Source organism: Acidobacterium sp. FHG110202_01, assembly GCF_059115305.1.
Genome location: NZ_JBZYWJ010000004.1, coordinates 20,303 through 45,802, shown reverse-complemented (window position 1 = coordinate 45,802; position 25,500 = coordinate 20,303). Strand labels below are relative to the sequence as shown.

Genomic DNA, 25,500 nt, shown 5'->3' with positions numbered 1-25,500 from the left:
ACTTTTGCCATGTATTGGAAGAGGCGCAAAGACAGTCTGGAAGATGAAATCCAAACGCACATTGATCTTGAGACGCGGGAGAACATCGAGGCGGGGATGTCTCCCGAGGAAGCGCGGCATGCCGCGATGCGCAAGTTTGGAAATGTTCTGCAGGCGAAGGAGAAGTCGCGCGAAATCTGGGGTTGGCAATGGCTGGAGCGGCTTGGGCAGGACGTGGGTTTCAGCCTTCGCGTTTTGCGTAAATCTCCGGGATTCACGATCGTAGTAGTTCTTACATTGGCGTTTGGCATTGGTGCGAATGCAGCCATCTTCACTCTGGTGAATGCAGTGCTGATGAAGAACCTGCCTGTGGCTGATCCGAAGACGCTGATAAGGATTGGAGACAGCGACGATTGCTGCGTAGGCCAGGGAAGACCGGATAACGGTGGCTACAGTCTGTTCCCAACAGCAGCGTGGCAGCTTTTAAAGAAGAATGCGCCAGAGTTCGAAGAACTGGCGGCGATACAGGCAGGATTTGAATGGCGTCCGGTGACGGTGCGGCGCGATGGAGCGAAGGAAGCGCGCTCGGTGATGGGCGAGTTTGTTTCCGGCAATTATTTTTCTGTTTTTGGGCTGAGATCCCAGGCGGGGAGACTATTTACCGATTCGGATGACGTTGAAGGCGCGCCGATGACGGCGGTCATGAGCTATGAGACCTGGCAGCGTGATTATGCGGGCGATCCCTCGGTTGTGGGCAGCACATTCTGGATAAATACAAAACCGGTAACGATTGCGGGGATTGCGCCAGAGGGGTTTTATGGCGATCGCATGTCGAGCACGCCTCCGGATTTCTATTTGCCGATTGGGACAATGCCGGTGCTGGCAATCGCTTCTTATGTGCATGAGCCAAATGTTCAGTGGCTGTACATGGTTGGGCGAGTGAAGCCGGGAATGCGGATTCCGGCATTGCAGGAGAAGTTAAGCGCACTGGTGAGGCAATACTGGGCCGCGAACCGGCCTTATTACTCCGGGAAGGGAAAGGCAGACCTGGCCAAGGTGCACGTAGCGCTTACGCCTGCAGGCGCCGGTATCCAGAACATGCAGGAAGCTTACGGGGCGCAGTTGCGTATGCTGATGGCGCTCTCGGGACTTGTGCTGCTGATTGCGTGCGCGAACATCGCAAATCTTCTTCTGGTGCGGGGCATGGCGCGGAAGACGGAAATGTCCGTGCGAACGGCGTTGGGTGCGGCGCGAGGAAGAATCATCCGGCAACTGCTGACGGAGAGCGTGGTCCTTTCTGTGATGGGCGGGATGGCTGGGCTGGCGGTGGCATATGCCGGAACGAGAATGCTGCTGGCGCTGGCGTTTCCCGGAGCGCAGGGTGTTCCCATTCATGCAAGCCCGTCCGTGCCTGTGCTCGGATTTGCATGTGGACTGTCGCTGGTGACCGGCATTCTGTTTGGCGTAGCTCCGGCCTGGATTGCCGCGCAGGCAGAGCCGGCGGATGCGCTGCGCAGCGGATCGCGGACAACGGCTCATGGCGCTTCGTTGCTGCAACGCGGACTGGTAGTCCTGCAGGCGGCGTTATCATTGGTACTGCTGGTAGGTGCGGGATTATTCTCGCGCAGCCTCTATAAGCTGCAGAGTACCGATCTCAAACTGGAATCAACCAACCGTTATATCGCTCATATCAATCCGCAGGCCGCAGGCTATAAACAGACGCAAGTGGAAGCGCTCTACCGAACGATGGAAGAACGGTTCCATGCCGTACCGGGTGTGGAGAAAGTGGGCATCAGCTCATACACGCCTATGGAGGACAACAATAATGGCTGGAGCGTCCAGGTACAGGGCAAACCAGACCCGAATATCGAGTCTTCCTGGATCAAAATAAATTCAGAATATTTCGATTCTGTGGGAACGCGCGTTGTCATGGGACGAGGGATCACTCCGCAGGACACTTCTACCTCGCGCGCAGTGGCGGTTGTAAACCAGAATTTTGTGAAGAGGTTGTTCAAGCCAGGCGAAAACCCGATCGGGCACCATTTTGGCTCGCCTGGGCCGGAGTCAGTGGGAGATTTTGAAATTGTCGGTATAGTGGAAAACACGGTCTATACCAGTGCCCGTTGGGCGGACCACCGGATGTATTTTGTCCCACTGGCGCAGAGGCCATTGAGTGATAAGGGGCCGATTGAAAATGACGGAATGATGTATGCCGGAGCCATCGTGTTGAAGACGAACAGACCGATCGACAACATGGAGGCACTGACAAGGCAGACGCTTGCGAGCATCAATCCCAACCTGACAGTGGTGAAGTTCCAGACATTCGATCAGCAGATTTTTGATCAGTTCAGCCATGAACGCCTGGTTGCACGATTGACGGTGATGTTTGGCGCACTGGCGCTGCTGCTGGCAACGATTGGTCTTTATGGAGTGACTGCATATACAGTCGCGCGGCGGACCAGCGAGATCGGCATCCGCATGGCCCTGGGTGCGAAACGCGTCCGGGTGATTGCGATGGTTATGCGCGGAGCGATGATTCAGGCTGTGCTGGGATTGGCTATTGGCATTCCGATCGTCCTGCTCTGCGCGCGGTATGTAGAGTCGCAGCTCTATGAGATGAAGGGCATGGATGTGGGTGTGCTGGTGGTTTCAGTTCTTACGCTTCTGGCAGCGGCTTTGGTGGCGGGACTGATTCCGGCGCGCCGCGCGGCTTTGATCGAGCCTGCGCGGGCTTTGAGGACGGAGTAAGACATCAGTGTGATTGTGGCAGCTCGTCCAGGGCGAGATTCAGTTCAAGAACATTGACTCGCGGTTCGCCGAGGAGTCCGAACTGGCGCTGCTGGATGTGAGTTGTTACCAGGTTGTGTACTGTGGTTTCGTCGAGTCCGCGCGCCTGGGCAACGTGATGCACCTGGAAGAGGGCGGCAGCGGGTGTGATGTCAGGATCGAGTCCGGAGCCTGAAGCCGTGACCAGATCGATCGGTATCGGCTGGCCGTTGGCTTCCTGCTGGTATTTCGTCACATCTCCCTGAATACGAGAAATCAGTTTCTGACTGGATGGCGCGAGGTTTGATCCTCCGGAAGAAGTGGCGTCATAGCCGTTGCCTGCTGCCGAGGGACGGCTGTGGAAGTACTTATCGCTGGTGAAGCTCTGTCCAATGACGCGCGAGCCGATGATCTGGCCGTTGCGTGAGATAAGCTGTCCATCGGCCTGACTGGGGAAGAGCAGATGCGCGATGCCAGTGATGGCGAGTGGATAGATGAGCCCGAGCAATAGGGCAGTTACGAGAGTGAAACGGATCGAGATGATGAGTGTCTGTTTCATGGAAAATCCTCAGACCAGGTGAAGGCCGTTCAGAACGACGTCGATGAGCTTGATTCCGACAAAAGGGACAATGATGCCGCCTACGCCGTAGATCAGCAGGTTGCGCCGCAGCAGCGCCTGCGCTGATTTGGGCTCGTATTTCACACCACGCAGCGCCAGCGGGACGAGCGCGATGATGATGATGGCATTGAAGACCACCGCGGAAAGAATGGCCGAGTGCGGCGTCTGCAGATGCATGATGTTCAGCGCATTCAGCACGGGGAAGACGCCGGCGAACATGGCCGGGATGATGGCGAAGTATTTTGCGACATCATTCGCGATAGAAAAAGTTGTGAGCGCGCCGCGCGTCATGAGGAGCTGCTTGCCGATCTCGACAATTTCGATGAGCTTGGTCGGATTGGAGTCGAGGTCGACCATGTTGCCGGCCTCTTTTGCGGCCTGCGTGCCGGTGTTCATGGCGACGCCGACGTCGGCCTGCGCGAGCGCAGGAGCGTCGTTGGTGCCGTCTCCGGTCATGGCGACGAGTTTGCCCTTGCCCTGCTCGCGCTTGATGAGGTTCATCTTGTCTTCAGGCTTGGCTTCGGCGAGAAAGTCGTCGACTCCCGCTTCACGCGCGATGACGGCGGCGGTGAGCGGGTTGTCACCGGTGATCATAATAGTGCGGATGCCCATTGCGCGCAGGCGAGCGAGGCGGTCACTGAGGCCGCCTTTGACGATGTCCTTGAGGTAGACGACGCCGAGCGCGGTGTTGTTTTCAGCAACGACGAGCGGCGTGCCGCCGAGGCGGGCGATCTCTTCAACCTTGTCTGAGACTTTGCGCGGAAGGCTCGAGTTTTTTTGCTCAAGAAAACGCGCAATTGCATCTGCGGAACCTTTGCGAATCATGGTTCCGGGCAGATCAACGCCGGACATGCGAGTCTGCGCGGTGAAGGGCACGAATTGCGCCTGCATGCCGGTGAGGTCGCGTCCGCGGAGATTGTATTTTTCTTTTGCCAGTACGACGATGGAGCGGCCCTCGGGTGTTTCGTCAGCGAGTGATGCGAGCTGTGCGGCATCAGCCAAGCGTTCGGTGCTGATGCCTGGAGCGGGATAGAACTCGGTGGCCTGACGATTGCCGAGAGTGATGGTTCCGGTTTTGTCGAGAAGCAATGTGTTGACGTCACCTGCTGCTTCGACGGCACGGCCTGACATGGCAAGAACGTTGTATTGCACCAAGCGATCCATGCCGGCGATGCCGATGGCGGAGAGCAGGCCGCCGATCGTGGTTGGGATCAGGCAAACGAGCAACGAGACAAGAACGAAGACGGTCTGCGGCGCGTTGGAGTAGATCGCAAAGGGCTGCAGGGTGGCGACGGCGAGCAGGAAGACGATAGTGAGTCCGGAGAGAAGAATGCTCAATGCGATTTCATTCGGCGTCTTCTGACGCTCTGCGCCTTCGACGAGCCCGATCATGCGATCGAGAAATGTCTCGCCGGGATTCGATGTGATGCGGACGATGATCCAGTCAGAGAGAACGCGTGTTCCCCCAGTGACGGCGGAGCGGTCGCCTCCGGCTTCACGAATAACGGGTGCGGATTCGCCGGTGATGGCGGACTCATCGACGGAGGCCACGCCTTCGATGACTTCACCGTCGCCGGCAATGAACTGTCCGGCTTCTACCTTGATGATGTCTCCTGCGCGGAGCTGCGGGCTGGAGATGGCTTCCGTTGTGCCGTCTTTTTTGATGCGATAAGCCATGGTTTCGCCCTTGGCTTTGCGCAGAGTGTCTGCCTGGGCCTTGCCGCGGCCTTCGGCCATGGCTTCAGCAAAGTTCGCGAAGAGCACAGTGAACCAGAGCCAGAGCGTAATCTGCAGGTCGAATGCGAAGCCGGGGCGCTGCTGGACGAGGTCCTGAATGAGCAGGCCGGTTGTGACCACGCTGCCAATCTCAACCACGAACATGACGGGGTTCTTCACCATCACGCGCGGGTTGAGTTTCGTGAGTGCGCCAACGATTGCCTGGCGCAGGATTGTTGGATTCCAGAGGCTTTGCCGTTTTGCCATTGCTTTCTCCGCTGCGCTAAAAGAGTTGTCCTGCGCGCAGCAGCAGGTGTTCAAGGATGGGCCCGAGGCTCAGAACGGGGAAGAAAGTCAGCGCGCCAACGATGAGGATGATGCCAGTCAACAGCACAGTAAACAGGCTGGTGTTGACGGGGAACGTTCCCGGCGAGGGAGGGATGCTCTTTTTCTGCGCGAGATTCCCGGCGATGGCAAGCATCGGCACCATCATGAGGAAACGGCCGATGAGCATGGTGAATCCGAGGCTGAGGTTGTACCAATGAGTGTTGGCGCTGAGTCCGCCGAATGCGGAACCATTGTTTCCTGCTCCTGATGTGAAGGCGTAGAGGATTTCGCTCAAGCCGTGGGGGCCGTTGTTGGCGAGAGCGCTGAGGCCCATTGGAGCTCGCACGGAGATGGCGGTGAGCACGAGAATGACGAGCGGGAAGATGAGCACGTAGAGCATGGCCATCTTCACGTCATAGGCTTCGATTTTTTTGCCCAGATATTCCGGAGTACGCCCGACCATGAGACCAGCGATGAAGACGGAGAGCACGACGTAGATCAGGATTCCATAGAGGCCTGCGCCTACTCCGCCGAAGACGATTTCACCCAGCATGATGTTTGCGAGGGGGATCATGCCTCCAAGGGGCATGAAGGAGTCATGCATGGAGTTGACAGCGCCGCAGCTGGCGTCAGTGGTGATGGTGGCGAAGAGCGCGGACTGCGAAATGCCGAAACGTACTTCTTTGCCCTCCATATTTCCGCCGGATTGCAAGGCGCTGACATGCTGATCTACTCCGTGAAGCATGGGATGCGGCTGCGATTCGGCCCAGTAGGCGGTAATGAATCCCGCGAGGAAGAGCACAGACATGCAGGCAAAGACAGCCCATCCGTGGCCGGGCGATCCGGTCATTCTGCCCAGCGTGACGGTAAGCGCAGCGGGGATGAGGAAGATGGAGAGCATCTCGACGAAGTTGGTGAGCGGGGTTGGATTCTCGAATGGATGTGCGCTATTAGCGTTGAAGAAGCCGCCGCCGTTAGTGCCGAGCATCTTGATGGCTTCCTGCGATGCTACGGGTCCCTGCGCAATGGTCTGCGTTTGATTGGGCTGCTCGAGTGTCGCAACAGTGGTGTAGGGCTTGAGGTTCTGTACTACTCCTTGCTGAACGAGGAAGCCCGCGTAGACGATGCAGATGGGGAGCAGAACATAGAGTGTGGCGCGAGTGGCGTCAACCCAGAAGTTTCCGATGGTCTTCGCTTCCTTGCGTGTAATGCCGCGCACCAGTGCAATGGCAGCTGCGATGCCAACGGCAGCGCTGAGGAAGTTGTGATAGGCGAGACCCATCATCTGCGTGAAGTAACTCATGACGGCTTCGCCGGTATAGGACTGCCAGTTCGTGTTCGTGGTGAATGAGGCAGCGGTGTTCCATGCAAGATCGGGAGTAACGCCGGCAAAATGCTGCGGGTTCCAGGGGAGCCAGTGCTGGGCGCGCTCGATGATATAGGTGAGCAGCAGGGAAACCAAGCTGAAGAGCAGGAGAGCTATGGTGTATTGGCTCCAGCCCATTTCTTCATCGCTGCGCACGCCGAAGAGCCGGTAGAGGAGGCGTTCGACCGGCTTGAACAATGGGTCAGCAAAGGTACGTTCGCCTTGAAAGACGCGGGCCATGTATATGCCGAGCGGGCGCATGAGCACCACGAGGACGACGAAAAGAAGCAGTAACTGAAGCCATCCGTTGGCTGTCATTTTTTAGAATTTCTCCGGGTAAAGCAGTGTCGCCACCAGGTAAGCCATGACGAAGACTGTGATCACAAGAATGATTGCTGTAAGTAGGGTCATGACTTGATTACCTCAGACGGCCACAGGCGCGCACGTACACCAGTGCGACGAAAAAGAAGATGATGGTGATAACAAATATCGAAATGTCCCACATGAAGACACACCTCTCCAAGCTGTTTTCAGTAGACAGGGAGGACACTAAGCCGTGCGTAAGGAATTCGTAAGGAAGTCGTAAACGCGGGTATTGGCGAGGCTATTCTGCGCCTTCGGGGAGGAAACGATAGCCGACCCAGGGCTCGGTCTGGATGTACTCTTTTGCTGAATCGCCTTTGAGTTTTTTGCGCAACTGACCGACGAAGACGCGCAGGTATTCGGGCTGCTGGGCGGACTGCGCCCCCCAAACAGAAGTAAGCAGCGCGCGATGCGTGATGACCTTGCCGGGATTGCGGGCGAGATGAAGGAGCAGATCAAACTCTTTCGGCGTCAAGTGAACTGAATTGCCGTTCACGGTCACGCTGTGGGCTGCGGGATCGATGACGAAGTCTCCGACTTCGATGGGCGAGTCGGTATCGCGATCGGGAGCGCGACGCAGATGGGCGCGGACGCGTGCGAGGAGTTCCTGGGTGCTGAAGGGTTTGGTTACGTAGTCATCGGCGCCGGCGTCCAGGGCTTCGATTTTGGTGCGCTCCTGGTCGCGCACAGAAAGCACAAGGATGGGTACACTGCTTTTTGCACGGATGGCACGCGAAAGTTCGATGCCGTTCATGCCAGGCATCATCAGGTCAGTGATGATGAGGTCGGGAGGCCATTCCTGCACGAGGCGCAGGGCCTCTTCGGGTTCGTTTGCGGTGCGGACATCGTAGCCCTGGGCGGAAAGCGAAGCGCGCAAGACGCGCGTGATCTGAAGCTCATCATCCACAACCAGGACTCGTGCAGGCATACTTACCTAAAGTATCATCGCGGTTGAGTTTGCTGCCAACAATGCAGGAGAAGAATGGAAATACGGGATTGAACGTGGCGCGCTATGCGGTTTCTACCGCAGTGGTTTGTGCGCTTGTAGTTCTGTTCCGTTTTTTAGTGCATGTCAACCCGGCTACGGTTGCGCTTAGTTTCCTGGTTGTAGTGCTGCTAACCGCTTCACGATGGCGGCTTGCCCATTCTATTTATCTCTCGATTCTTTGCACGCTGCTTTATAACTTTTTCTTTCTGCCGCCATTTGGAACACTGACCATTGCTGATCCGCAAAACTGGGTTGCGCTCTCGGTGTTTCTGGCGACGGGTGTTCTGGTGAGCCACCTGGCGGACAACGCGCGCAGGCAGAGAGAGCTTTCCGAGCAGCGCCGCAGAGAAGTGGAGCGGCTGTATGAATTCAGCCAGCAGCTGCTTCTGCATGAGGACATGCACACGCTGGCTCGCGAGACGCCGTCAATCGCAGCACGTGTTTTTGGGTTGCGCGCAGTTGCCATCTATGTGCGGGAGCAGGATGCGGCTTACTACTCTGATCCCGACAATGAATTGCTTCCTGCGGTCGATTTGAAGCGGGTGGCGCAGAATCCGGATCCCGGAATTCGCCGGGAATCCCAGATATACATTGCGCCATTGATGCTAGGGCTGCACTGTGCCGGGACATTTGCTGTTGTGGACGGCGGGCACTCGCAGCAGATGTATGAGGCGATGGGTGGCTTGATTGCGATTGCGCTTGAACGCACGGCGGTGCTGGAGCGGACGAGCCGGATGGAGGCAGTCCGCGAAGGTGAGAGACTGCGTAACGCGCTGCTCGATTCGGTTACGCATGAGCTTCGTACTCCGCTGACGGCGATTCGTGCAGCAGCGACCAGTCTGATTGCCCAACCAGCTCTGCCTGACCAGGAGAGGCATGAGATGTATGCGATTGTGGATGAGGAGAGTCAGCGCCTCGACCGGTTGATTGGGGAAGCGGTGGAGATGGCCCGGCTGGACTCTGCCGGATTGCAGGTTCGTCCCAGCGAGCAGAATGTTCGTGAGGTGATTGAGGCTGTTTTGCAGGAAGAAGATGTGCGCCTCCGTGCCCGTACAGTGGAGTTGCATGTTCCTGTGGATATTCCGCGCGTATCGATGGATGCGGAGCTTGTCAGGAGGGTGCTGCGGCATTTGCTCGAGAATGCGATGAAGTATTCTCCGGCAAGATCGCCTATACAGATTACCGCCGAAGTTGCGGACGAACGGCTGCTGGTGCATGTGGCAAACCAGGGCGCGGGCATCGATCCGGCGGAACAGCCGTTTATCTTCGACAAGTTTTATCGCGGGAGCAACCAGCGCGAGCGCGTGGAGGGAAGTGGCCTTGGCCTGGCGATTGCGAAGGCCATTCTGATTGCGCATGGCGGCGGCATCGAAGTAAGAAGCGAGCCCGGCAAGGGGGCGGTTTTCACATTCTGGCTGCCGCTGGAACAGAGCCGCACGGCTGAGATGGTTGGAGGTGGTGAATGGCGAGCGTAACCGGAACAGCGAAGACGCATACAGAATATCTGATTTTCAACACAAGAAAGCGGCGCGAGATTGTGCTGATGACGCCGCAGCTTGAAGAGATTGTGTCGCGGAGCGGCATCCGCGACGGGTTCTGCTTTGTCTCGCCGATGCACATAACTGCGGCGATCTATGTGAATGATCTCGAGAGCGGCCTGATTGCGGATATCGAAGAGTGGCTGGAAAAACTGGCTCCTGTGCGGGCTGACTACAGGCATCATCAGACGGGCGAGGATAATGCCGACGCGCATTTGAAGTCGCTGCTGCTGCACCATGAGATCACGCTGCCTATTACTGAGGGAAAGCTTGATCTTGGGACGTGGCAACAGGCCTTTTATGCGGAGTTTGACGGACAACGACGCAAGCGTGTCATTGTGAAACTGATGGGAGTGGCGTAGCCGAGGCCTGCGTCGTGTTATCGACGCGGGGGATTGCCGCGTTGACGGTTTGAGGACTGGAGCGCGAGACATCGATGGATGGAGCGCGAGGCACGGTCATCATGGGAAGCACGATGATGTCGACGCGGCGATTTTGCGAACGTCCGTCGGGAGAGATATTGCTGGCGACAGGGTGAAATTCCGCATAACCGGAGGCGGAGAGACGCACCGGGGCAAAGCGATGGCCTACGATGAACATCTTTGCCATGCGTGTGGCGCGCGCTGTCGAGAGCTCCCAGTTTGAATCGAACTGATCGTTGTGAATAGGCACGTTGTCTGTGTGGCCTTCGATGCGGATGTCATATGGAGTCGCACGCAGGGCTTCGGCGATTTCGTCAATGGCTTTGATGGAGTCAGGATGCGGAGCTGCGGAGCCGCTGTCATAGAAACCGGCCTCGCGCAGGGAAATGATGAGGCCATCGTGCCCGATACGCAGCGCGACGACATGATGGGCGATCTGGTTGGAAAGCAGTCCTTCGAGCTGCTTTTTAAGGCGCGCGAGGTCATGCTGTACTTCGGGCGAAGCGAGAATCTGTTCGCCAAGAACGATGTTCATGGGTGATACAGCCGAGTCGGGTGAAGTGGCGAGCGCTGTGGCCATGGCTTTTGCATCCGGAACCTTGTTTGCTGACTGAAAGAGGCCCAGGGACTTGAACGCTTCGTTGATGGCCTGTGCCGCTTCTGCCTGTTTGTACTGGTCGGCCTTGGAACTCGCGTACATCACGACGAAGAACGCAAACATGAGAGTGATGAAATCAGCGTAAGAAACGAGCCAACGTTCGTGGCTGGTGCCGTGCTTCGGCTTTTTGTCCTGCTTCATGCGGCCTGCACCTCCTCACTCTTCTTCTTTGGCGATTGTGTCTGGAAACTTTGTAGCTTGGCTTCGATCATGCGAGGGTTCATGCCTTCGAGAATGGAGATGACTCCTTCGAGTGTCATCTCCTTGAGGCGTTGTTCTTCCGCGATGCGATGGCGCAGTTTGCCGGCCGCAGGGAGAAAGAAGATGTTGGCGCAGCCTACGCCATAGATAGTGGCGACAAAAGCCACGGCGATGCCTTTGCCTACTTCGTCCATGTGATCGAGATGCTGCATGACCTGGATCAGTCCCATGACAGCACCGATGATTCCGATGGTTGGGGCGAAACCACCGGCAGACTCAAAGACTGCCGGGATGGCGTCTTCCGCGTGGGCCTGGTTTTCGAGGTGAAGCTCCATGATCTTGCGCAGCTCTGCGGGCTCTGTGCCGTCAACAGCGAGCATGAGGGCCTGCTTGAGGAATGGATCGGTGATGGTCGGCAAATCCTGATCGAGGGAGACGATGCCGCTGCGCCGCGCTTTGTTGGCAAAGCCCAGCAGCAGCTTTACTGTGGCGTCGGTATTGGTTTTCTTGACGAAGAAGACACGAGCCAGCCGCTTGAAAGACTTTCCTATGGTTACCAGCGGGAACTGCAGCATGACCGCGCCGAGCGTTCCGCCGAGAACGATCATGGCGGCAGTCGGCTGCAGGATCTGGCCGATGTGTCCGCCTTCAATCAGCAGGCCGGCGAGGATTCCGGCCAGCGCGAGTATGACTCCACTAAAGCTGCTTTTATCCATGATGTTTTTTCCAGGAGTTAGCTTAGGATCGGATCCCGGCGACGGCGGCGCTGCTGCGCTGCCTCATCGGTCTCTGGCACTTCACTGTTTTTGGCCGCGATGACGCGCAGGCCCGATGCTTTTGCCGCGGCTGCGAGAGCGTTCAGCCCATCGGCAGAGGCCGGCATCAGCACATCTTTGAGAAGCCGCGCGCGGTAGGCGGTGATGCGCTCGACGACTTCCTGGCAGAGCTCAGAGACGACAATCTTTTCGCCGTTAATGAGTGTGAGCATGGTGTCCGGCGACGACTCGACGTACTTGATGAGATCGCTGTTGACGACCATGAGGTTCCCGTTGAGCCGGGTAAGTTCAATCATGAGTGGATGAGGCCCTCCTGCCTTGGCAAGGAACTTATCGGCAGGATGGGGAAAAGATTGATCTTTTCGAGCTGATCCGGCCGTCTGTCCGGAGTGATACGCACGCCGGATGCCAAACTCAGGTCGGTTCATAAAGTGCCTTACTCCTGCGCCGATGAAGGCAGTGGGTAACATGGCTGCCAGGCACCCGAAGCTGGCAACCGAATTCAACCTTCAACGCAGAAGAGGAGCACTACTTATATGTCACTGGGTGTCCTGAACAATATTTCCGCGCTGTATGCGGAAAATAACCTGAACCAGACGCAGTCGAGCCTGCAGAATACGCTGACTCAGCTTTCGTCTGGCTCGCGCATTAATTCCGGCGCGGATGATGCTGCCGGGCTTTCGCTGGCAAACGGTCTGACGGCGTCTTCGACTGCGCTTTCGCAGTCCGCGAAGAACGCTTCTGAAGGCGTGGATTTTCTGCAGGTCGCCGACGGCGCTCTTTCGCAGGTGACCAACCTTTTGAACCGTGCGGTCACGCTGGCAACGGAGGCTTCTAACGGCACGCTGAACTCTACACAGCAAGCGGCAACGCAGGCTGAGTATTCCAGCATCATGACGGAAATTTCTACCATCAACTCAAACACGGAATACAACGGCATCAATGTCTTCAGCCAGGGTGCAAACATCTACACCTCGGACGGTACAGTAAGCCAGTCGTATGCCACATCTGCTTTGGGCAGCACGAATTCAAACTCTTTGGGCCTGGGGTCGGAGGTATACACCGCGGGAAGCACGTTGACAGCAACCACAGCCCAGGTGGGCAAGAACGACAGTTATGGCAACACCATGAAGAGCACGGACGTCATCCTGTCGGCAACCGACTCCAATGGAAAAAGCGTTACTATCGATCTGACCGCCATGGGCAACGCCACGGCGACCGGAACCACCCTCTCGGACACCACAGCGATTGAAATCACCAATGGAAAAGCTTATTCAGGAGCTGTGGCGAAGGCAACCGCAATAGGGACGGACGACTATGGCGCAACCATTGCTGTAAATGACTATGTATTCACGCCTACCGCTTCCGGCACGAAGGTTGATCTTGGTGCTGCAGACCCAGGAACGGCCACTAATGCCGCGTATGCGGGCACCGCTCTTAACAGCACATCGCAGGCCGAGAGCGCTCTTAATGCGATTACAGCGGCAATCTCACAGGTTGCTTCTGCCCGTGGCACGGAAGGCGCAGAGATCAACACGCTTACCGCGGTTGAGAACGTGCAGACGACCCAGTCCACCAACACGACCTCGGCAGAGAACGACGTGATGGCCACAGACTATGCTTCAGCGACCTCGAACCTTTCGAAGTTCGAGATCCTGAGCCAGACGGGCATCAGCGCTCTGGCGCAGGCCAACAGCACGGAACAGCTGGTCACCAAGCTGCTTCAGTAACCATCAATCCACTTCAACCAGGCAGAGGGCTTTTGTGGCCCTCTGTTTTTTCTGTTTCTAGGAGTCGTTAGGGTGATGTGGCTACCGATGCAAAACTGCAGGTCCCTCCCTTCGGTCGGGATGACAAGTTTTTATACTTTCGGAAAGCATGGGGCAGCCGAACATCCTGCGAAACCTCCCACGTTAGCTTCGCGAACATGGGGCACCCGTTGATGCGGCTATCGAAGCAAAAAGCAGATTCTTCACTGCGCTGCGCTTCGTTCAGGGTGGCATTGGCAAGAGAAGACGTGTTCGCGTCTCAAGTCCACGCAGAAAGTAACCGATAACAGAAGCATGGGAACGGTAGGGCTTTCATTTGGGTCGCCAACGAGCGGGCAGGGGTTTGATGTGACCTCCACGGTCAATCAGATCGTGACAAACATGCAGGCTATTGAGACGCCGTGGAAGAACCAGCTTTCTGCGCTGCAGTCGCAGGATACGGTGTTGAGCAGTATCGGGACTGATTTGAGCTCGCTGGCGACGGCGTTACAGTCGCTTACTGATTTTCAGGGCGTGCTTGCTGATAAGCAGGGTTCCAGTTCTGATACGAGTGTCCTGCAGCTGACCTCGGCTTCTACTGCCGCTATTGCCGGGAGCCATACGATTACGGTTCAGAATTTGGCGAGCACTTCGGCTTATGTGAGCAGTGCGATCTCCAGCGCCAGCGATGCATTGAGCGGCAGCATTACTATCAATGGAACTGAGATTACGATTGACTCTTCGAATAACACGCTGACTTCACTGGCGAGCGCCATCAATTCCGGCAACTATGGCGTGATTGCGAATGTCATTAACGGGGCTTCCGGCGCACAGCTCTCTCTCGTGAGCAAAACGAGCGGCTCGGGCGGCAGCATCAACATCACAGGCAACACTCTTACGGACACGAGCACATCCGGTTCTCCGGCAGTGAGCTTCAGCCAGACGCAGCCGGGTGCTGATGCGCAGCTTACGGTGGATGGGGTTTCTATTACAAGCGCTTCCAACACGGTTACCAATGCCATTCAGGGAGTTACGTTCCAGTTATTAAGCGCCTCTCCTGCTGTGAATGGCCAGGCTGAAAGTGTTCAGGTAGAAATTACAAACAATAATTCAGATGTCGAATCGGCGATCAATACCTTTGTGACGGACTACAACAAGGTGATGCAGGACGTTAACACGCAGGAAGGTAATGATTCGAGCGGCAATCCGGAACCGCTGTTCGGCAGTCCCACGCTGGCAAGCATTCAGCAGGCGCTGCAGTCGGCACTGGTGTTCGTGCAGGGCTCCGGCGCGATTACTTCCATTACGCAACTCGGCATTACGACAAACACCGATGGTACGCTTTCCCTGGATGCGGATACGCTGGACAGCGTCCTGAACAGCAATTATCAGGATGTGGTGAATTTTTTCCAGCCCAGCGGCTCGTTCACTTCGTTTGGCGGGAATTTCTCGACGGTTGTGGACAACCTTGGCAGCGACTCTTCAAATGGAGTGATTACGCTGGCCTTGCAGCAGAACTCTGCTGTCGAATCGCAGCTGAACACGAACATCAGCAATGAAGAGGCAACCATCAGCGAACAGAAGACACAGCTGACTACAGAGTTAAATGAGGCGAATTACATTTTGACTTCCATTCCGCAGCAACTGCAGCAAATTAACGAAATATACAGCGCCATCACGGGCTATAACCAGAATCAGAACGGATAGCAGATGCAGAACCGGAACTATCAGCAACAATCAGTTGCCGGAATGAATGGTGTGGAATTGATTGTCGCCTTATACGACGGCATGGTGCGGTTCCTGAATCAGGCCATTACGGCTACGGAATCAGGAAATGTGCATGAGCGGCGCATTGCGGTGAAGCGGGTGCTCGATATTCTGATGCATTTGCAATCGCAGCTGCGCATGGATGTGGGTGGGCCGGCGAAATCACTCTCGGAATTTTATGCTGCGGTTTTCGCGCTGTGTCTGGAGGGCTCGAGGCTGGCTTCTGCGGATCGTTTTCGTGAGGCTGTGAAATGTGTTCTGAATGTGCGCGAGGCTTGGCAGCAGGTGGCGCAGGATCCGGATGTTCGCAGGATGTATGCTCCGCAGGGTCCGATGCGGAACATTAGCGGGGATTCGGTTCAAGCTTCCGGATGGACGGCTTGAATTCCGTTGAAGGATATTGATGAGAATGATGTCATTCCTCGTCGAAAAAGAAGCAGGTTCTTCGCTTTGCGAAGGATGACAGAATTGAGAGTTGCGTTTCTTCCAGAAGTTCTAGTGAGTTATGGCGAGTTCTTCTTCGAGCAGCTGTTTCTGGAAGAGATTGGCGTAGTGTCCGTTGCGGGCCAACAGCTCTTCGTGTGTGCCTAGTTCTACGATGCGACCTCCTGACAGCACTGCGATCTGATCGGCATGCCTCACGGTGGAGATGCGGTGGGAGATGAGGATTGTTGTGCGGCCCTTCATGATGCGGCGCAGTTCTTCGAGAATCTGCTCTTCGGTGTAGGTGTCCACGCTGGCGAGCGAATCATCGAGGATCAGGATGCGCGGATTGCGGAGGATGGCACGAGCGAGTGTAGAACGCTGCTTCTGTCCACCGGAAAGAGTGACGCCGCGTTCGCCTACCATAGTTTCGAATCCGCGAGGGAACTCTTCGAACTCTTTGCGAATGTGGGCGGCTTCGGCTGCGCGCAGAACTTCATCCTCAGTCGCGTAAGGCACGCCAAAGGCAATGTTTTCGCGGATGGTTTCGCTGAAGAGGAAGGTTTCCTGCGGGACGAAGCCTATGTTGGCGCGGAGCACATCGAGCGGGTACTCGCGCACGGGGCGGCCGTCTATGAGAATGCTTCCGGGAATGGCGTCGTAGACACGGGCAATGAGATTCACGAGTGTGGACTTGCCTGCGCCGGTTGGACCGACTAAAGCGAGGCTGCTTCCTGCTGGGACCTTGAGGGAAATGTTGTGCAGAATTTCCGCATGGCTGTTATCACTTGCATAAGAGAAATTCAGATTGCGGAACTCGATTTCTCCGCGCAATGTCCAGTCATCGGGAATCGCAGTGTTGGCGTCGCGGTCGTCGATGGTGGGCTTTGCCTTTAGAAGCTCATCGATACGGCCTACGGATGCTGTGCCGCGCTGGAAGAGATTGACGACCCACCCCAATGCAATGATCGGCCAGGTAAGCATCAGCATGTAGGTATTAAAGGCCACAAAATCGCCGACAGTGATGCGATGCGAGAGGACTTCGTGCCCGCCAACAAGGAGCGAGATGGCGAGAGCGAGTCCGAGAATGAACTCAAGCGTAGGCCATAGCATGCCCATGAGCTGCACCAGGCGAAGTCCGCGGCGAATGTATTCCTGGTTTGATTTTTCGAATGCCTCGATCTGCGCTTCTTCCTGCGCGAAGGCGCGGACCAGGCGCGCTCCGGAGAAGTTTTCCTGCGCCTGGGCGGAGATGTCGGAATACATGGCCTGGATGCGCTCGAAGCGTTCATGAATCTTGCGTCCCATGGCTTGCACGAGAATGCTGGCCAGGGGCAATGGCACAAGAGCGACCAGAGTGAGAAACGGGCTGATCTTGAGCAGGAAAAACAGGGCGCCGATGGAGAACAGCACGGTATTCGCACTGTACATAATGGCGGGGCCGAGGAGCATGCGCACGGCGTTGAGGTCGTTGGTCATGCGTGCCATGATGTCGCCGGTGCGGTGCTGCTGATAGTAGGAAGCGGATTGCTTTTCGAGCTGGAGGAAAAGATCGTTGCGCAGGTCAAATTCTATTTCGCGTGAGATGCCGATGATGATCCAGCGGGTGAGAAAGAGGAAGACGCCCTTGGCCAGGGAGACAGCCACGAGGAGCGCGGCGTAAAACCAGATTTTTTTTTCGGTTACTCCCTGGTTCAAGTCGTCGATGGCGATGCGGATGACCTGCGGGAAGAATATCCAGATGAGGTTGCTGAGGACGACTGCTACTCCGCCCCAGAAGAAGCTGCGCCGGTAGCGGCGCATGTAGGGAAACAGGGGCTGAAGATTTTTAAACATGGACCTATTGTAGATTCCTGCGCCGGGCGAAAAGTCGCATCAAGTATGTGCACGGAGCAGCAGATAGCTGCCGGCAAGGCCGAAGAGGATATCAGGCGACCAGGCTGCGAGAAAGGCCGGTAGCAGATTTACATTTCCCATGGCTTCGAAAGTCCCATCGACGAAGAGGTAGGCGATAGCTACTCCAATGGCGACGGCAATGCCGGTCAGCGATCCACGGCGGCCCATCGACAGGGCGAAGGGAATGGCAAGAATGGCCATGACCAGGGTGATGAGCGGATAGGCGATTTTGCGGTTTAACTGCACGCGCAGACGCATGGTGTCGAATCCGCTCTGGCGGAGATCGCTGATGTAGCGCTGCAGTTCGTTGAAGCTCATCTCCTGAGAAAGGTGCGTTTCCTTTTTGAAGTATTGCGGTGCTTCAGCGATCTCGGGGAACGTATTGACTTCGAATGTGCGATAGCTGGTAATTTCCTCGCCGCTGAAGCTGCGCTCCCAGCCATGCTCAAAAATCCAGCGGTTTAGCTGGGGATCCCAGTGAGCTCCTGTGGCAAAGATGCGCCGCGAGAGCGAGAAGGTCGCGGGGTCGAATTCAAAGACCGTGATGTTGGCGAATCGGTCATTGTCCGAGTCGAAGAACTCATAGTAGAAGATGCGTCCGGGTTTGCCGGGCTGTTGCAGGCCAAACATCCATTTGCGGTTCAGCTGCTGGTAGGTTTGTGCTGGCTTGCCCTTAATGATGTTGCGGAGCTCTTCCTGCCTGCGGTTTGCGGAGGGGAGATATACTTCGTCAAAAACAAAGAGCGAAATTGCGAGGACCGATGCAATAGTCAGCACCGGCACGACGAGTCGATACAGGCTTATGCCGGAAGCCTTCATGGCGGTGAGCTCGCTGTTGCGATTGAGCAGGCCGAAGACGACGAGCACGGCGATCAGCACGCTTAACGGCGTGAGGATGTAGATCATGTTCGGCGTGAGGTTGGCAAGATATTCGCCGACGATGACGAGTGGGGTCTGATTGCGGATGATGTCGCCGAGCAGCTCGAAGAAGGTGAAGACGAGCATGAGCATGACGAACGCAACCAGCACCATGAGGAAGGTACTGAGAAACTGGCGCAGGATGTATTCGTCGAGGATGAGCGGGAAGCGTCCGCGGACATGCCGTCGTGAAGCTTTCTGTTCTTCAGGAACAGGAAGTTCCTGCGCGGCGGAAGCTTTTTTCAGCTTGAACCATGAGCCGACCGAGGCGATGGCGGTGATGGTCGCTCCTCCGGTCGACATTTGCCGCAGGAAGAAGATGCCACTCATTCCAAACACCAGGTTGGCCAGCCAGACGCCGGGGATCACAGGCAGCTTATTCTGGCGCGCCAATGCCACTCCTGTATAGGACAGGATGTAGTAGACAAATACGAGCAGAATGGTGAGCACGAAGCCGGCGCTCTTGCCGCCGCGCTTGGATGATATGCCGAGCGGCACTCCTACCAGCATCAGTACCAGGCATGCCGCGGGATAGGCGAAGCGCTTCTGTAACTCAATTTGATACCATTTGCCGCCACGCTGCTGCGTGCGATTGAGAAGCTCGCGATTCGACATGGCTAGAACGGGAGCATCGTTGTGTCCTAAATGTGGATCAGTTGCTGCGGCTACCTCAAGCGGCATGTCAGTCTGCTGGAAGGTCGAGACGTTGTATGCGTCCGGCTTGTCGGGAGAGAGCTCATGCTGTGCGCCGTTGCGCAGGCGCATGATGAGCGTGTCGTTGTCGCTGCTGGCTACCGTAGCTTCTTCCGCGGATGTGATTTTGGGAGAGACGGGATCGCTGAGATCCGCGAGAAAGACCTGGCGCCAGTTTGCCGCGCCTGTCCCTGCGCGCACGTTTTCTACGTAAAGGACAGCATTTTTCAGATCTTCGTAAAAGACGCGGGGCTGTACTGCGTAAGCCACCTGCGTGTTCTTCAGGTCGTCTTCGAGCTGCAGCAGCTTTGCTGAAGCCGCGGGAGCAATGTAGAGGCTGTTCGCCATTCCTACGCTCCACGCGCAGATGGCTACGACGCCGACAATGCCGACGAAGCGCCAGACTCCGACGCCGGAGGCGCGCATGGCAGTGATCTCGCTGTCGGCAGCGAGGCGGCTGAGGCCCAGGAGGACACCTACGAGCACCGACATGGGAATGGTGACGGTGAACATGTTGGGCATCATGAGGAAGAAGATTTCAAAGACGGTGCCCATGGAAGTGCTGTTGCGCACCGCGACCTCAAGCAGAGGGCCGAGCTCTTTCATGAAGAGGACGAAGGTGAAGAGCACGCCGCCGATCAATGCGTGCGAGAGCACTTCTCTCAGAATGTAGCGGGTCAGGATACGCACAACGTATGTCCGCTACCAGTTTACAGCGCGGTCAGCGCGAATGCCGGTAGACGAGGTCGAGCAGCTCGTCGTATGTGGCTTTGGCGCTGTCCGGGCCTTTTTTGATGGCGTCGGTAGCGCAATGCATCAGATGGTTGTGCATCAGGTGGCGGCTGGCTCCGCGCAAGGCTTCCTGCACGGAGGAAATCTGCACAAGGATGTCGGCGCAGTAGCGTTCCTCTGCGACCATTTTTTCGATGCCGCGAATCTGGCCGGCAATGCGCGCGAGACGACGCAGGGTGGCTGCTTTAATTTCGGGGTCGACTTTTACTGCCTTGCGCTCATCTCCACAGGCGCAATGGGCGTCGCTTAATTTGTTCGCGGAAGTGGGTTTTCTGGTCATGCTTTGAAGCCTTTCAGGCGGAGGCTGTTGCTTAATACGCTGACTGAGCTCAGGGCCATGGCGGCGCTGGCAATGACGGGGCTCAGCAAAATTCCGATTGCCGGGTAGAGAACTCCGGCGGCGATGGGGATTCCGAGAACGTTGTAGCTGAGTGCCCATCCCAAGTTCTGGCGCATGACGCGCTGTGTCTGGCGCGCGAGTTGAATGGCTTCAACGATCTGTTTGGGATCGCCATGCAGGAGGATTGCGTCTCCGGCTTCGCGCGCGAGATCGGTACCTGTACCGATGGCGAGTCCCGCGTCGGCTTGCGCGAGCGATGCAGCGTCGTTGATGCCGTCGCCGACCATGGCTACTTTGTGGCCTGCTTCCTGCAGTGCGCGGATCGCGGCGAGCTTGTCTTCGGGGAGGAGCTCGGCTTTTACTTCATCGATTCCGGCTTCGGCTGCGATTTTGTCAGCGGATTGCTGATTGTCGCCGGTGAGCATGACGGTTTTCAGCTTGAATGCATGCAAAGCTGCGATGGCATCTTTGGCTCCGGGGCGCAGAGTGTCGTGTGCTTCCAGATATCCGCGGTAGGTCTTGTCTACGGCTATGTGAAGGAGAGTGCCGTCTGAATTCTTGTTTGCGGAGGCTTCGATGGCTACGCCTGCTTCGCTCATCATGGCGGCATTACCTGCGGATACTGACGATCCATTGACGAGTCCGATGACGCCTTTTCCCGGGATTACGCGTAGGTCTGTTACAGGTGATATCTCAATGCCTTCCGATTTTGCTCGCGCAGTGACGGCATGGGCGAGGGGATGTTCGGACTGCTGTTCCAGAGATGCAGTGATGGCGAGGAGTTTTTTCTCATCCCATCCGTTAGTGGGATGGACTGCTGTAATCTCCGGTTTGCCGATGGTAAGGGTCCCGGTCTTGTCGAGCACCACGGTGTCCACATTAGCGAGGCGTTCGACGCTTTCGCCTCCTTTGAAGAGAATGCCAAGCTGCGCGCCTCGTCCGATGGCGACTGTGAGGGCGGCGGGCACGGCGAGCCCCATGGCGCAGGGGCAGGCGATGACGAGCACGGCAACTGCGACAGCGAAGGCGCGGCTGAAGCCTCCTGTGTGGTCGAGCACGGCCCAGGCGATGAAGGTAATTGCAGTGATGGCGAGCACCACGGGTACGAAGATGGCGCTCACGCGGTCTGCCAACTGCTGCATAGGGGCTTTGGAAGACTGCGCCTGTTCCATAAGCCGGAGCATTTGCCCGAGCACGCTGCCTGCGCCGACTGATGTTGCGCGATAGGTGAGAGCTCCGTCGAAGTTTACCGAGCCACCGATGAGGTGATCGCCTTTGCTGCGAACCACCGGAGTCGATTCGCCCGTAATCAGCGACTCATCAACGCTGCTGGTTCCGACGGTGATGATGCCGTCGACAGGGATGCGTTCTCCAGGACGGACCACAAGCAGGTCGCCGGATTGCACGGAGGACAGCGGCACTTCGACTTCGTCATTGCCGCGCAAGACATGCGCGGTTGCAGGCTGCATTTTTGCGAAGGCCTCCAACGCATCAAGCGTGCGATGCCGGGCGCGTGCTTCGAGCCACTTGCCGAGAAGAAGGAATCCGAGGATCAGGAGCACGGATTCGTAGTACACATCGGGCTGCATTCCATGCTTCAGGAAGAACTGCGGAACGAGCGTTGCAGCTACGGAATAGAGAAATGCTGCGATGGTACCAATTGAGACCAGCGTGTTCATGTTGCTGGTGCGGTGGAGCGCTGCTTTCCAGGCTCCGCGGTAGATGGGAAGTCCTGCCCAGAACATGCCGATGAGCGTCATTCCGAGCAGCGTGTATTCAAGCGCGAGATGCGGAATGCGGTAGAGCCAGGGCAGGGCAGTCATCAGTATCCGGTCGAAGATATTGCCATGTGCGTGCATCAGCGGCATGGAGAGGAGCATGGAAAGCGCGCCGCCGATGATGGTGGCGAAGGCACGCAGCTTGAGGGTGCTCTCATCTCCGGCGTCGTCATGACCGTGGTTGTGCATATGGTCGCCGTGATGTTCTTCCGGCATGGCGGCGTCGTAGCCTGCTTCGCGTATAGCTCCGATCAACTGCTCAGGTTGCGCGACGGATGGATCAAAGGTGACTCGCGCACGATGATTCATCAGATTTACCTGAGCTTCGCTGACACCGGGTGTTTCGCGCAGTGCTTTTTCTATATGAACCTGGCATGCGGCGCAGCTCATGCCTGTTACCGGCATGATTACGGTTTTTGAATGGCCAGCCATGATTTACTGCTCCAGATGCGCGGAATAACCTGATCTGGTGAGCGCGTCCAGAAGGGATGATTCAGGGGTGGCTTCGGGGACTGCAACGCGGGCAGCGCCGACGCGCACTTCCTTTACTTCTGAGTCTGCTACCTTCTGCAACGCCTGCGTGACGCGGCGGATACATGCTCCGCAATGCATGCCGTCGATCCGCAGTGTAACTTCCTTCATGGATATACCCCCTACCCCTATTATATGCCTGGAGGTATGAAAAAGATTCTTATTCTCCCTGAGGGGAAAATCGGTAACCCACGCCGCGCACGGTTTTGAGATACACGGGATTGGCGGGCTCGTCTTCGATATACCGGCGGAGGCGGACGACGAAGTTGTCGATGGCGCGCGTATCTGTGTCTTCGCGCACGCGCCATACCTGTTCGAGCAGCTCCTTGCGGGAGATGATGCGGCCGGGGTTCTGCACGAGATAGCGCAGGAAGTCGGCTTCCATCAGAGTCAGATGGACGCGCTTGTCCGGCATCGTGAGCTCCAGCGCTTCGAAATCGATGCAGCGTTCGGCGAATTCATATCTTGAAGGCTCCTCAACTAGCTGCTGTTCCTCTGCCGATGCCGGAGTGTGCCATGCCACACGACGCAGAAGCCCGCTGAGCCGTACAAGCAGGATGGAGAGGTCGAAGGGTTTTGGCAGGTAGTCATCGGCGCCGGCGGCGAAGCCCAGCAGAACGTCTTCCGGGCGGCCACGCGCAGTCAGCATCAGGATGGGGACATAGTTCTGCTGCCCGCGGAGCTCGCGTGCGACGGCGAAACCGTCTTTGCCGGGCAGCATGATGTCGAGGACGATGGCGTCAAATTTTGAGCCATTATTGAGAACTGCCAGTGCAGCTTCTCCGTCGGCGGCAAGCTCGACTTCATAGCCCTCGGCCTGGAGGTTGAAAAAGAGTCCCTGCGCAAGATGCGTTTCGTCTTCTACTACGAGGATGCGGGCTTGAGCTTGTGCCATAGGGCTCTAGTCCATCTGAGCATGAGCAGCGGGTGCAAGCAAGCGGGGCAACTGCAGGCGGATGGTTGTGCCGTGGCCTTCTCCGGCGCTTTGCGCGCTTGCGTCTCCGCCATGCTGGCGGGCAATGGTGCGGACAAGGAACAATCCCAGACCTGTGCCTTTGGTGCGGAGAACGTTGCGTACAGGAACGCGATAGAAGCGCTTGAAAATACGCTTCAGGTGCATAGGGGCAATGCCGATGCCGTTATCCGAAATGCTCAACACCATCCATGCATCGCCTTCAGCAGTAAGCTGAACACGGGCGTGCAGGCCGTTGGGAGAATACTTCACAGCATTGCCGAGGATATTCATCACCGCGGTCTGCAGCTCATCCGGATTGCCGCGGACGAGCATGGGCGTATTGTTCTCGGAAAAGGTGATCGAGTCGGGCGCCAGGTGATGCTGCAACGCAGTTGTCTCAATGCATTTGCGAACCAGAGCGGCCATGTCGATTTCGGTCCTAACCTGATTGCGTGCACGCTGACCTACTTCACCGGCCTTCAGCACCTGTTCCACAGTGGCCAGAAGGCGTTCACTGTCGGCGAGCATGATGGTGTAGAAGTCCTGCCTCTGTTCTTCTGTAAGCGCGCGCCGCTGCAGGGTTTCAAGATACAGGCGGATGGAGGTGATGGGTGTTTTCAGCTCATGGGTGACGGCATTCAGAAAGCTGTCGTGGCGCTCGTTGCGCCGCACTTCGCGCACGAGAAAGATGGTGTTCAAGACGACGCCGGCGATCAGAAGCAGGAAGAAGGGGATGCCGACCAGCATGGGCCAATCGCGGCGCCAGTTCAGGATGATCCAGCCGACATTCAGAGCGACGGCCACGCCTACCAGGCACACGCCAAGGGTGATGAAGAAGATCATGGCGGGACGTCGTCGTGTAATGCGCATAACAAATGGAAACGCCCGCTTTGCTTGCGAGCGGGCGTGAATCAGGATGTCATATTTATTTTAACGCTGCCCGTTATGCCACTCCGGCAGGTTTGGGATTTTGGGGATCGTACTGCGCGATCTTGACGTCCTTTGCGAGGCCGATGGCCTTGAGCAGCCAGATGCCATAGTAGTTCGGATCGAACTCATACCACTTCAGGCCGTGGCGGGCAGACACAGGATGAGCATGGTGATTGTTGTGCCAGCCTTCGCCTCCGGTGAGAAGAGCAACCCACCAGCTATTGCGCGAATCATCGCGAGTCTCGAAGCGGCGCGATCCCCACATGTGGGTAGCTGAGTTGACGAGCCAGGTTGCATGCAGGCCAACAACTACCCGCAAGAAGATGCCCCAGAGCACCCAGCTCCAGCCACCGATGGCGAGCAGGATGAATCCGAGAACTGTGAGCGGCACCCAGTGGTATTCGCTGAGCAGGACGTGAAAGCGGTCCTTGGTGAGGTCGGGGGCGTAGCGCGCGTGAATGGCGGTTTGCGAGTGCATGGTTTCACCGCTCAGGATCCAGCCGACGTGTGCCCACCAGCCACCTTCGGTAGGGGTGTGCGGGTCGCCGGTGTGATCGGAGAGTTGATGATGGACGCGATGCGTCGCTACCCAGAAGATGGGTCCGCCTTCGAGAGCGAGTGTGCCACATACTGCCAGGAAATACTCAACCCATTTCGGTGTCTTGTAGCCGCGATGCGTCAGCAGGCGGTGGTAGCACATGCCGATGCCGACATTGACAGCGAAGACATAGAGTACGGCGGCAACGATGACGGCGCTCCACGAAAAGAAGAACAGCGCAGACAACGCCAACAGGTGGAACGCGACCATAAAGGAGGTCGTAAGCCAGTTCGGTTTGCCGCCCTGTGCAGCACGGCCCAGCGTGGGTATCTCGGGCTTTGCGGCATAACCTTTGAGCGGGGTTTCGGTTTCAGCTACCAGCGGTTCTTCCAGCAATTCTGTTGACATTGGAATACTGCATCCTCGGGAAAAAGTTTCTTCCTAGATAGACCGTATCAGCGTGATGGGACGA

22 protein-coding genes are annotated in these 25,500 nt (G+C 56.9%); 6 read left to right on the top strand and 16 right to left on the bottom strand.

Annotated features, from left to right (window positions below):
• Window positions 1-9: 9 nt before the first annotated feature.
• Complete coding sequence (locus AC5S16_RS09115; protein WP_493929742.1) at window positions 10-2,727, top strand: ABC transporter permease; 2,718 nt, start codon at window positions 10-12, stop codon at window positions 2,725-2,727.
• A gap of 4 nt (window positions 2,728-2,731) precedes the next feature.
• Here the strand turns inward: AC5S16_RS09115 and kdpC are convergent, their stop codons facing one another.
• The 5 genes from kdpC to AC5S16_RS09090 form a co-directional block, all read right to left on the bottom strand.
• Window positions 2,732-3,304, bottom strand: a complete 573-nt coding sequence (gene kdpC, locus AC5S16_RS09110) for a potassium-transporting ATPase subunit KdpC (protein ID WP_493929741.1) — start codon at window positions 3,302-3,304, stop codon at window positions 2,732-2,734.
• A 9-nt stretch (window positions 3,305-3,313) separates the two neighbouring features.
• Window positions 3,314-5,347, bottom strand: coding sequence for a potassium-transporting ATPase subunit KdpB (kdpB, locus tag AC5S16_RS09105; protein ID WP_493929740.1), 2,034 nt, complete (start codon window positions 5,345-5,347; stop codon window positions 3,314-3,316).
• Window positions 5,348-5,363: 16 nt separating this feature from the next.
• Window positions 5,364-7,091: a potassium-transporting ATPase subunit KdpA gene (kdpA, locus tag AC5S16_RS09100; protein WP_493929739.1), complete on the bottom strand. Its 1,728-nt coding sequence runs from the start codon at window positions 7,089-7,091 to the stop codon at window positions 5,364-5,366.
• 3 nt (window positions 7,092-7,094) lie between these two features.
• Entirely contained in the window at window positions 7,095-7,184 is a 90-nt protein-coding gene (locus AC5S16_RS09095; protein ID WP_493929738.1) for a potassium-transporting ATPase subunit F, read from the bottom strand.
• Between the two features lie 193 nt (window positions 7,185-7,377).
• Window positions 7,378-8,064 (bottom strand): response regulator transcription factor, encoded by a 687-nt coding sequence (locus AC5S16_RS09090; protein ID WP_493929737.1) that lies wholly within the window; start codon window positions 8,062-8,064, stop codon window positions 7,378-7,380.
• Between the two features lie 41 nt (window positions 8,065-8,105).
• Here AC5S16_RS09090 and AC5S16_RS09085 point away from each other — a divergent pair, with 41 nt between their 5' ends.
• Together AC5S16_RS09085 and AC5S16_RS09080 are read left to right on the top strand one after the other, a co-directional pair.
• Window positions 8,106-9,599: an ATP-binding protein gene (locus tag AC5S16_RS09085; RefSeq protein WP_493929736.1), complete on the top strand. Its 1,494-nt coding sequence runs from the start codon at window positions 8,106-8,108 to the stop codon at window positions 9,597-9,599.
• A complete protein-coding gene (locus AC5S16_RS09080) occupies window positions 9,587-10,024 on the top strand; it encodes a secondary thiamine-phosphate synthase enzyme YjbQ (protein WP_493929735.1) in 438 nt (145 codons plus the stop codon). Before AC5S16_RS09085 ends, AC5S16_RS09080 begins: the two co-directional genes overlap by 13 nt.
• Here AC5S16_RS09080 and AC5S16_RS09075 read toward each other — a convergent pair.
• The 3 genes from AC5S16_RS09075 to AC5S16_RS09065 are packed head-to-tail and all read right to left on the bottom strand — an operon-like array spanning window position 9,996 to window position 12,015.
• On the bottom strand, window positions 9,996-10,883 hold the full coding sequence (locus tag AC5S16_RS09075; protein WP_493929734.1) for a flagellar motor protein MotB: 888 nt from the start codon (window positions 10,881-10,883) through the stop codon (window positions 9,996-9,998). The genes AC5S16_RS09080 and AC5S16_RS09075 overlap by 29 nt on opposite strands.
• A complete protein-coding gene (locus tag AC5S16_RS09070; protein WP_493929733.1) occupies window positions 10,880-11,659 on the bottom strand; it encodes a flagellar motor protein in 780 nt (259 codons plus the stop codon). The genes AC5S16_RS09075 and AC5S16_RS09070 overlap by 4 nt, the downstream gene beginning before the upstream one ends.
• A 17-nt stretch (window positions 11,660-11,676) precedes the next feature.
• Window positions 11,677-12,015 (bottom strand): flagellar FlbD family protein, encoded by a 339-nt coding sequence (locus AC5S16_RS09065; RefSeq protein WP_493929732.1) that lies wholly within the window; start codon window positions 12,013-12,015, stop codon window positions 11,677-11,679.
• Window positions 12,016-12,255: 240 nt separating this feature from the next.
• On the opposite strand from AC5S16_RS09065, the gene AC5S16_RS09060 reads away from it, so the two are divergent.
• The 3 genes from AC5S16_RS09060 to AC5S16_RS09050 all read left to right on the top strand — a co-directional run bounded on the left by AC5S16_RS09060 (window position 12,256) and on the right by AC5S16_RS09050 (window position 15,618).
• Entirely contained in the window at window positions 12,256-13,449 is a 1,194-nt protein-coding gene (locus AC5S16_RS09060; protein ID WP_493929731.1) for a flagellin N-terminal helical domain-containing protein, read from the top strand.
• 333 nt (window positions 13,450-13,782) lie between these two features.
• Window positions 13,783-15,174 carry a flagellar filament capping protein FliD gene (fliD, locus tag AC5S16_RS09055; RefSeq protein WP_493929730.1) on the top strand — a complete coding sequence of 464 codons (1,392 nt, stop codon included), beginning with the start codon at window positions 13,783-13,785 and terminating at the stop codon, window positions 15,172-15,174.
• 3 nt (window positions 15,175-15,177) lie between these two features.
• Window positions 15,178-15,618: a flagellar export chaperone FliS gene (locus AC5S16_RS09050; RefSeq protein WP_493929729.1), complete on the top strand. Its 441-nt coding sequence runs from the start codon at window positions 15,178-15,180 to the stop codon at window positions 15,616-15,618.
• A 111-nt stretch (window positions 15,619-15,729) separates the two neighbouring features.
• Here AC5S16_RS09050 and AC5S16_RS09045 read toward each other — a convergent pair whose 3' ends face one another.
• The 8 genes from AC5S16_RS09045 to AC5S16_RS09010 all read right to left on the bottom strand — a co-directional run bounded on the left by AC5S16_RS09045 (window position 15,730) and on the right by AC5S16_RS09010 (window position 25,436).
• Window positions 15,730-17,493, bottom strand: coding sequence for an ABC transporter ATP-binding protein (locus AC5S16_RS09045; RefSeq protein WP_493929728.1), 1,764 nt, complete (start codon window positions 17,491-17,493; stop codon window positions 15,730-15,732).
• 39 nt (window positions 17,494-17,532) lie between these two features.
• Window positions 17,533-19,854, bottom strand: a complete 2,322-nt coding sequence (lptG, locus tag AC5S16_RS09040) for an LPS export ABC transporter permease LptG (RefSeq protein ID WP_493929727.1) — start codon at window positions 19,852-19,854, stop codon at window positions 17,533-17,535.
• A gap of 31 nt (window positions 19,855-19,885) precedes the next feature.
• Window positions 19,886-20,236 carry a metal-sensitive transcriptional regulator gene (locus tag AC5S16_RS09035; RefSeq protein ID WP_493929726.1) on the bottom strand — a complete coding sequence of 117 codons (351 nt, stop codon included), beginning with the start codon at window positions 20,234-20,236 and terminating at the stop codon, window positions 19,886-19,888.
• Entirely contained in the window at window positions 20,233-22,506 is a 2,274-nt protein-coding gene (locus AC5S16_RS09030; RefSeq protein ID WP_493929725.1) for a heavy metal translocating P-type ATPase, read from the bottom strand. The genes AC5S16_RS09035 and AC5S16_RS09030 overlap by 4 nt, the downstream gene beginning before the upstream one ends.
• A 3-nt stretch (window positions 22,507-22,509) precedes the next feature.
• Complete coding sequence (locus tag AC5S16_RS09025; RefSeq protein ID WP_493929724.1) at window positions 22,510-22,716, bottom strand: heavy-metal-associated domain-containing protein; 207 nt, start codon at window positions 22,714-22,716, stop codon at window positions 22,510-22,512.
• Window positions 22,717-22,765: 49 nt separating this feature from the next.
• A complete protein-coding gene (locus tag AC5S16_RS09020) occupies window positions 22,766-23,500 on the bottom strand; it encodes a response regulator transcription factor (protein WP_493929723.1) in 735 nt (244 codons plus the stop codon).
• Window positions 23,501-23,506: 6 nt separating this feature from the next.
• The gene (locus AC5S16_RS09015; RefSeq protein WP_493929722.1) at window positions 23,507-24,430 is read right to left on the bottom strand and encodes a sensor histidine kinase; all 924 of its coding nucleotides are present in this window, start codon (window positions 24,428-24,430) and stop codon (window positions 23,507-23,509) included.
• Window positions 24,431-24,503: 73 nt separating this feature from the next.
• Window positions 24,504-25,436, bottom strand: coding sequence for an acyl-CoA desaturase (locus AC5S16_RS09010; protein WP_493929721.1), 933 nt, complete (start codon window positions 25,434-25,436; stop codon window positions 24,504-24,506).
• Between the last annotated feature and the right edge of the window lie 64 nt (window positions 25,437-25,500).

Coding starts and splice junctions, on each gene's coding strand:
- AC5S16_RS09115 (WP_493929742.1), top strand. CDS start 10: ATGTATTGGAAGAGGCGCAAAGACAGTCTGGAAGATGAAATCCAAACG.
- kdpC (WP_493929741.1), bottom strand. CDS start 3,304: ATGAAACAGACACTCATCATCTCGATCCGTTTCACTCTCGTAACTGCC.
- kdpB (WP_493929740.1), bottom strand. CDS start 5,347: ATGGCAAAACGGCAAAGCCTCTGGAATCCAACAATCCTGCGCCAGGCA.
- kdpA (WP_493929739.1), bottom strand. CDS start 7,091: ATGACAGCCAACGGATGGCTTCAGTTACTGCTTCTTTTCGTCGTCCTC.
- AC5S16_RS09095 (WP_493929738.1), bottom strand. CDS start 7,184: ATGACCCTACTTACAGCAATCATTCTTGTGATCACAGTCTTCGTCATG.
- AC5S16_RS09090 (WP_493929737.1), bottom strand. CDS start 8,064: ATGCCTGCACGAGTCCTGGTTGTGGATGATGAGCTTCAGATCACGCGC.
- AC5S16_RS09085 (WP_493929736.1), top strand. CDS start 8,106: ATGCAGGAGAAGAATGGAAATACGGGATTGAACGTGGCGCGCTATGCG.
- AC5S16_RS09080 (WP_493929735.1), top strand. CDS start 9,587: ATGGCGAGCGTAACCGGAACAGCGAAGACGCATACAGAATATCTGATT.
- AC5S16_RS09075 (WP_493929734.1), bottom strand. CDS start 10,883: ATGAAGCAGGACAAAAAGCCGAAGCACGGCACCAGCCACGAACGTTGG.
- AC5S16_RS09070 (WP_493929733.1), bottom strand. CDS start 11,659: ATGGATAAAAGCAGCTTTAGTGGAGTCATACTCGCGCTGGCCGGAATC.
- AC5S16_RS09065 (WP_493929732.1), bottom strand. CDS start 12,015: ATGATTGAACTTACCCGGCTCAACGGGAACCTCATGGTCGTCAACAGC.
- AC5S16_RS09060 (WP_493929731.1), top strand. CDS start 12,256: ATGTCACTGGGTGTCCTGAACAATATTTCCGCGCTGTATGCGGAAAAT.
- fliD (WP_493929730.1), top strand. CDS start 13,783: ATGGGAACGGTAGGGCTTTCATTTGGGTCGCCAACGAGCGGGCAGGGG.
- AC5S16_RS09050 (WP_493929729.1), top strand. CDS start 15,178: ATGCAGAACCGGAACTATCAGCAACAATCAGTTGCCGGAATGAATGGT.
- AC5S16_RS09045 (WP_493929728.1), bottom strand. CDS start 17,493: ATGTTTAAAAATCTTCAGCCCCTGTTTCCCTACATGCGCCGCTACCGG.
- AC5S16_RS09035 (WP_493929726.1), bottom strand. CDS start 20,236: ATGACCAGAAAACCCACTTCCGCGAACAAATTAAGCGACGCCCATTGC.
- AC5S16_RS09030 (WP_493929725.1), bottom strand. CDS start 22,506: ATGGCTGGCCATTCAAAAACCGTAATCATGCCGGTAACAGGCATGAGC.
- AC5S16_RS09025 (WP_493929724.1), bottom strand. CDS start 22,716: ATGAAGGAAGTTACACTGCGGATCGACGGCATGCATTGCGGAGCATGT.
- AC5S16_RS09020 (WP_493929723.1), bottom strand. CDS start 23,500: ATGGCACAAGCTCAAGCCCGCATCCTCGTAGTAGAAGACGAAACGCAT.
- AC5S16_RS09015 (WP_493929722.1), bottom strand. CDS start 24,430: ATGCGCATTACACGACGACGTCCCGCCATGATCTTCTTCATCACCCTT.
- AC5S16_RS09010 (WP_493929721.1), bottom strand. CDS start 25,436: ATGTCAACAGAATTGCTGGAAGAACCGCTGGTAGCTGAAACCGAAACC.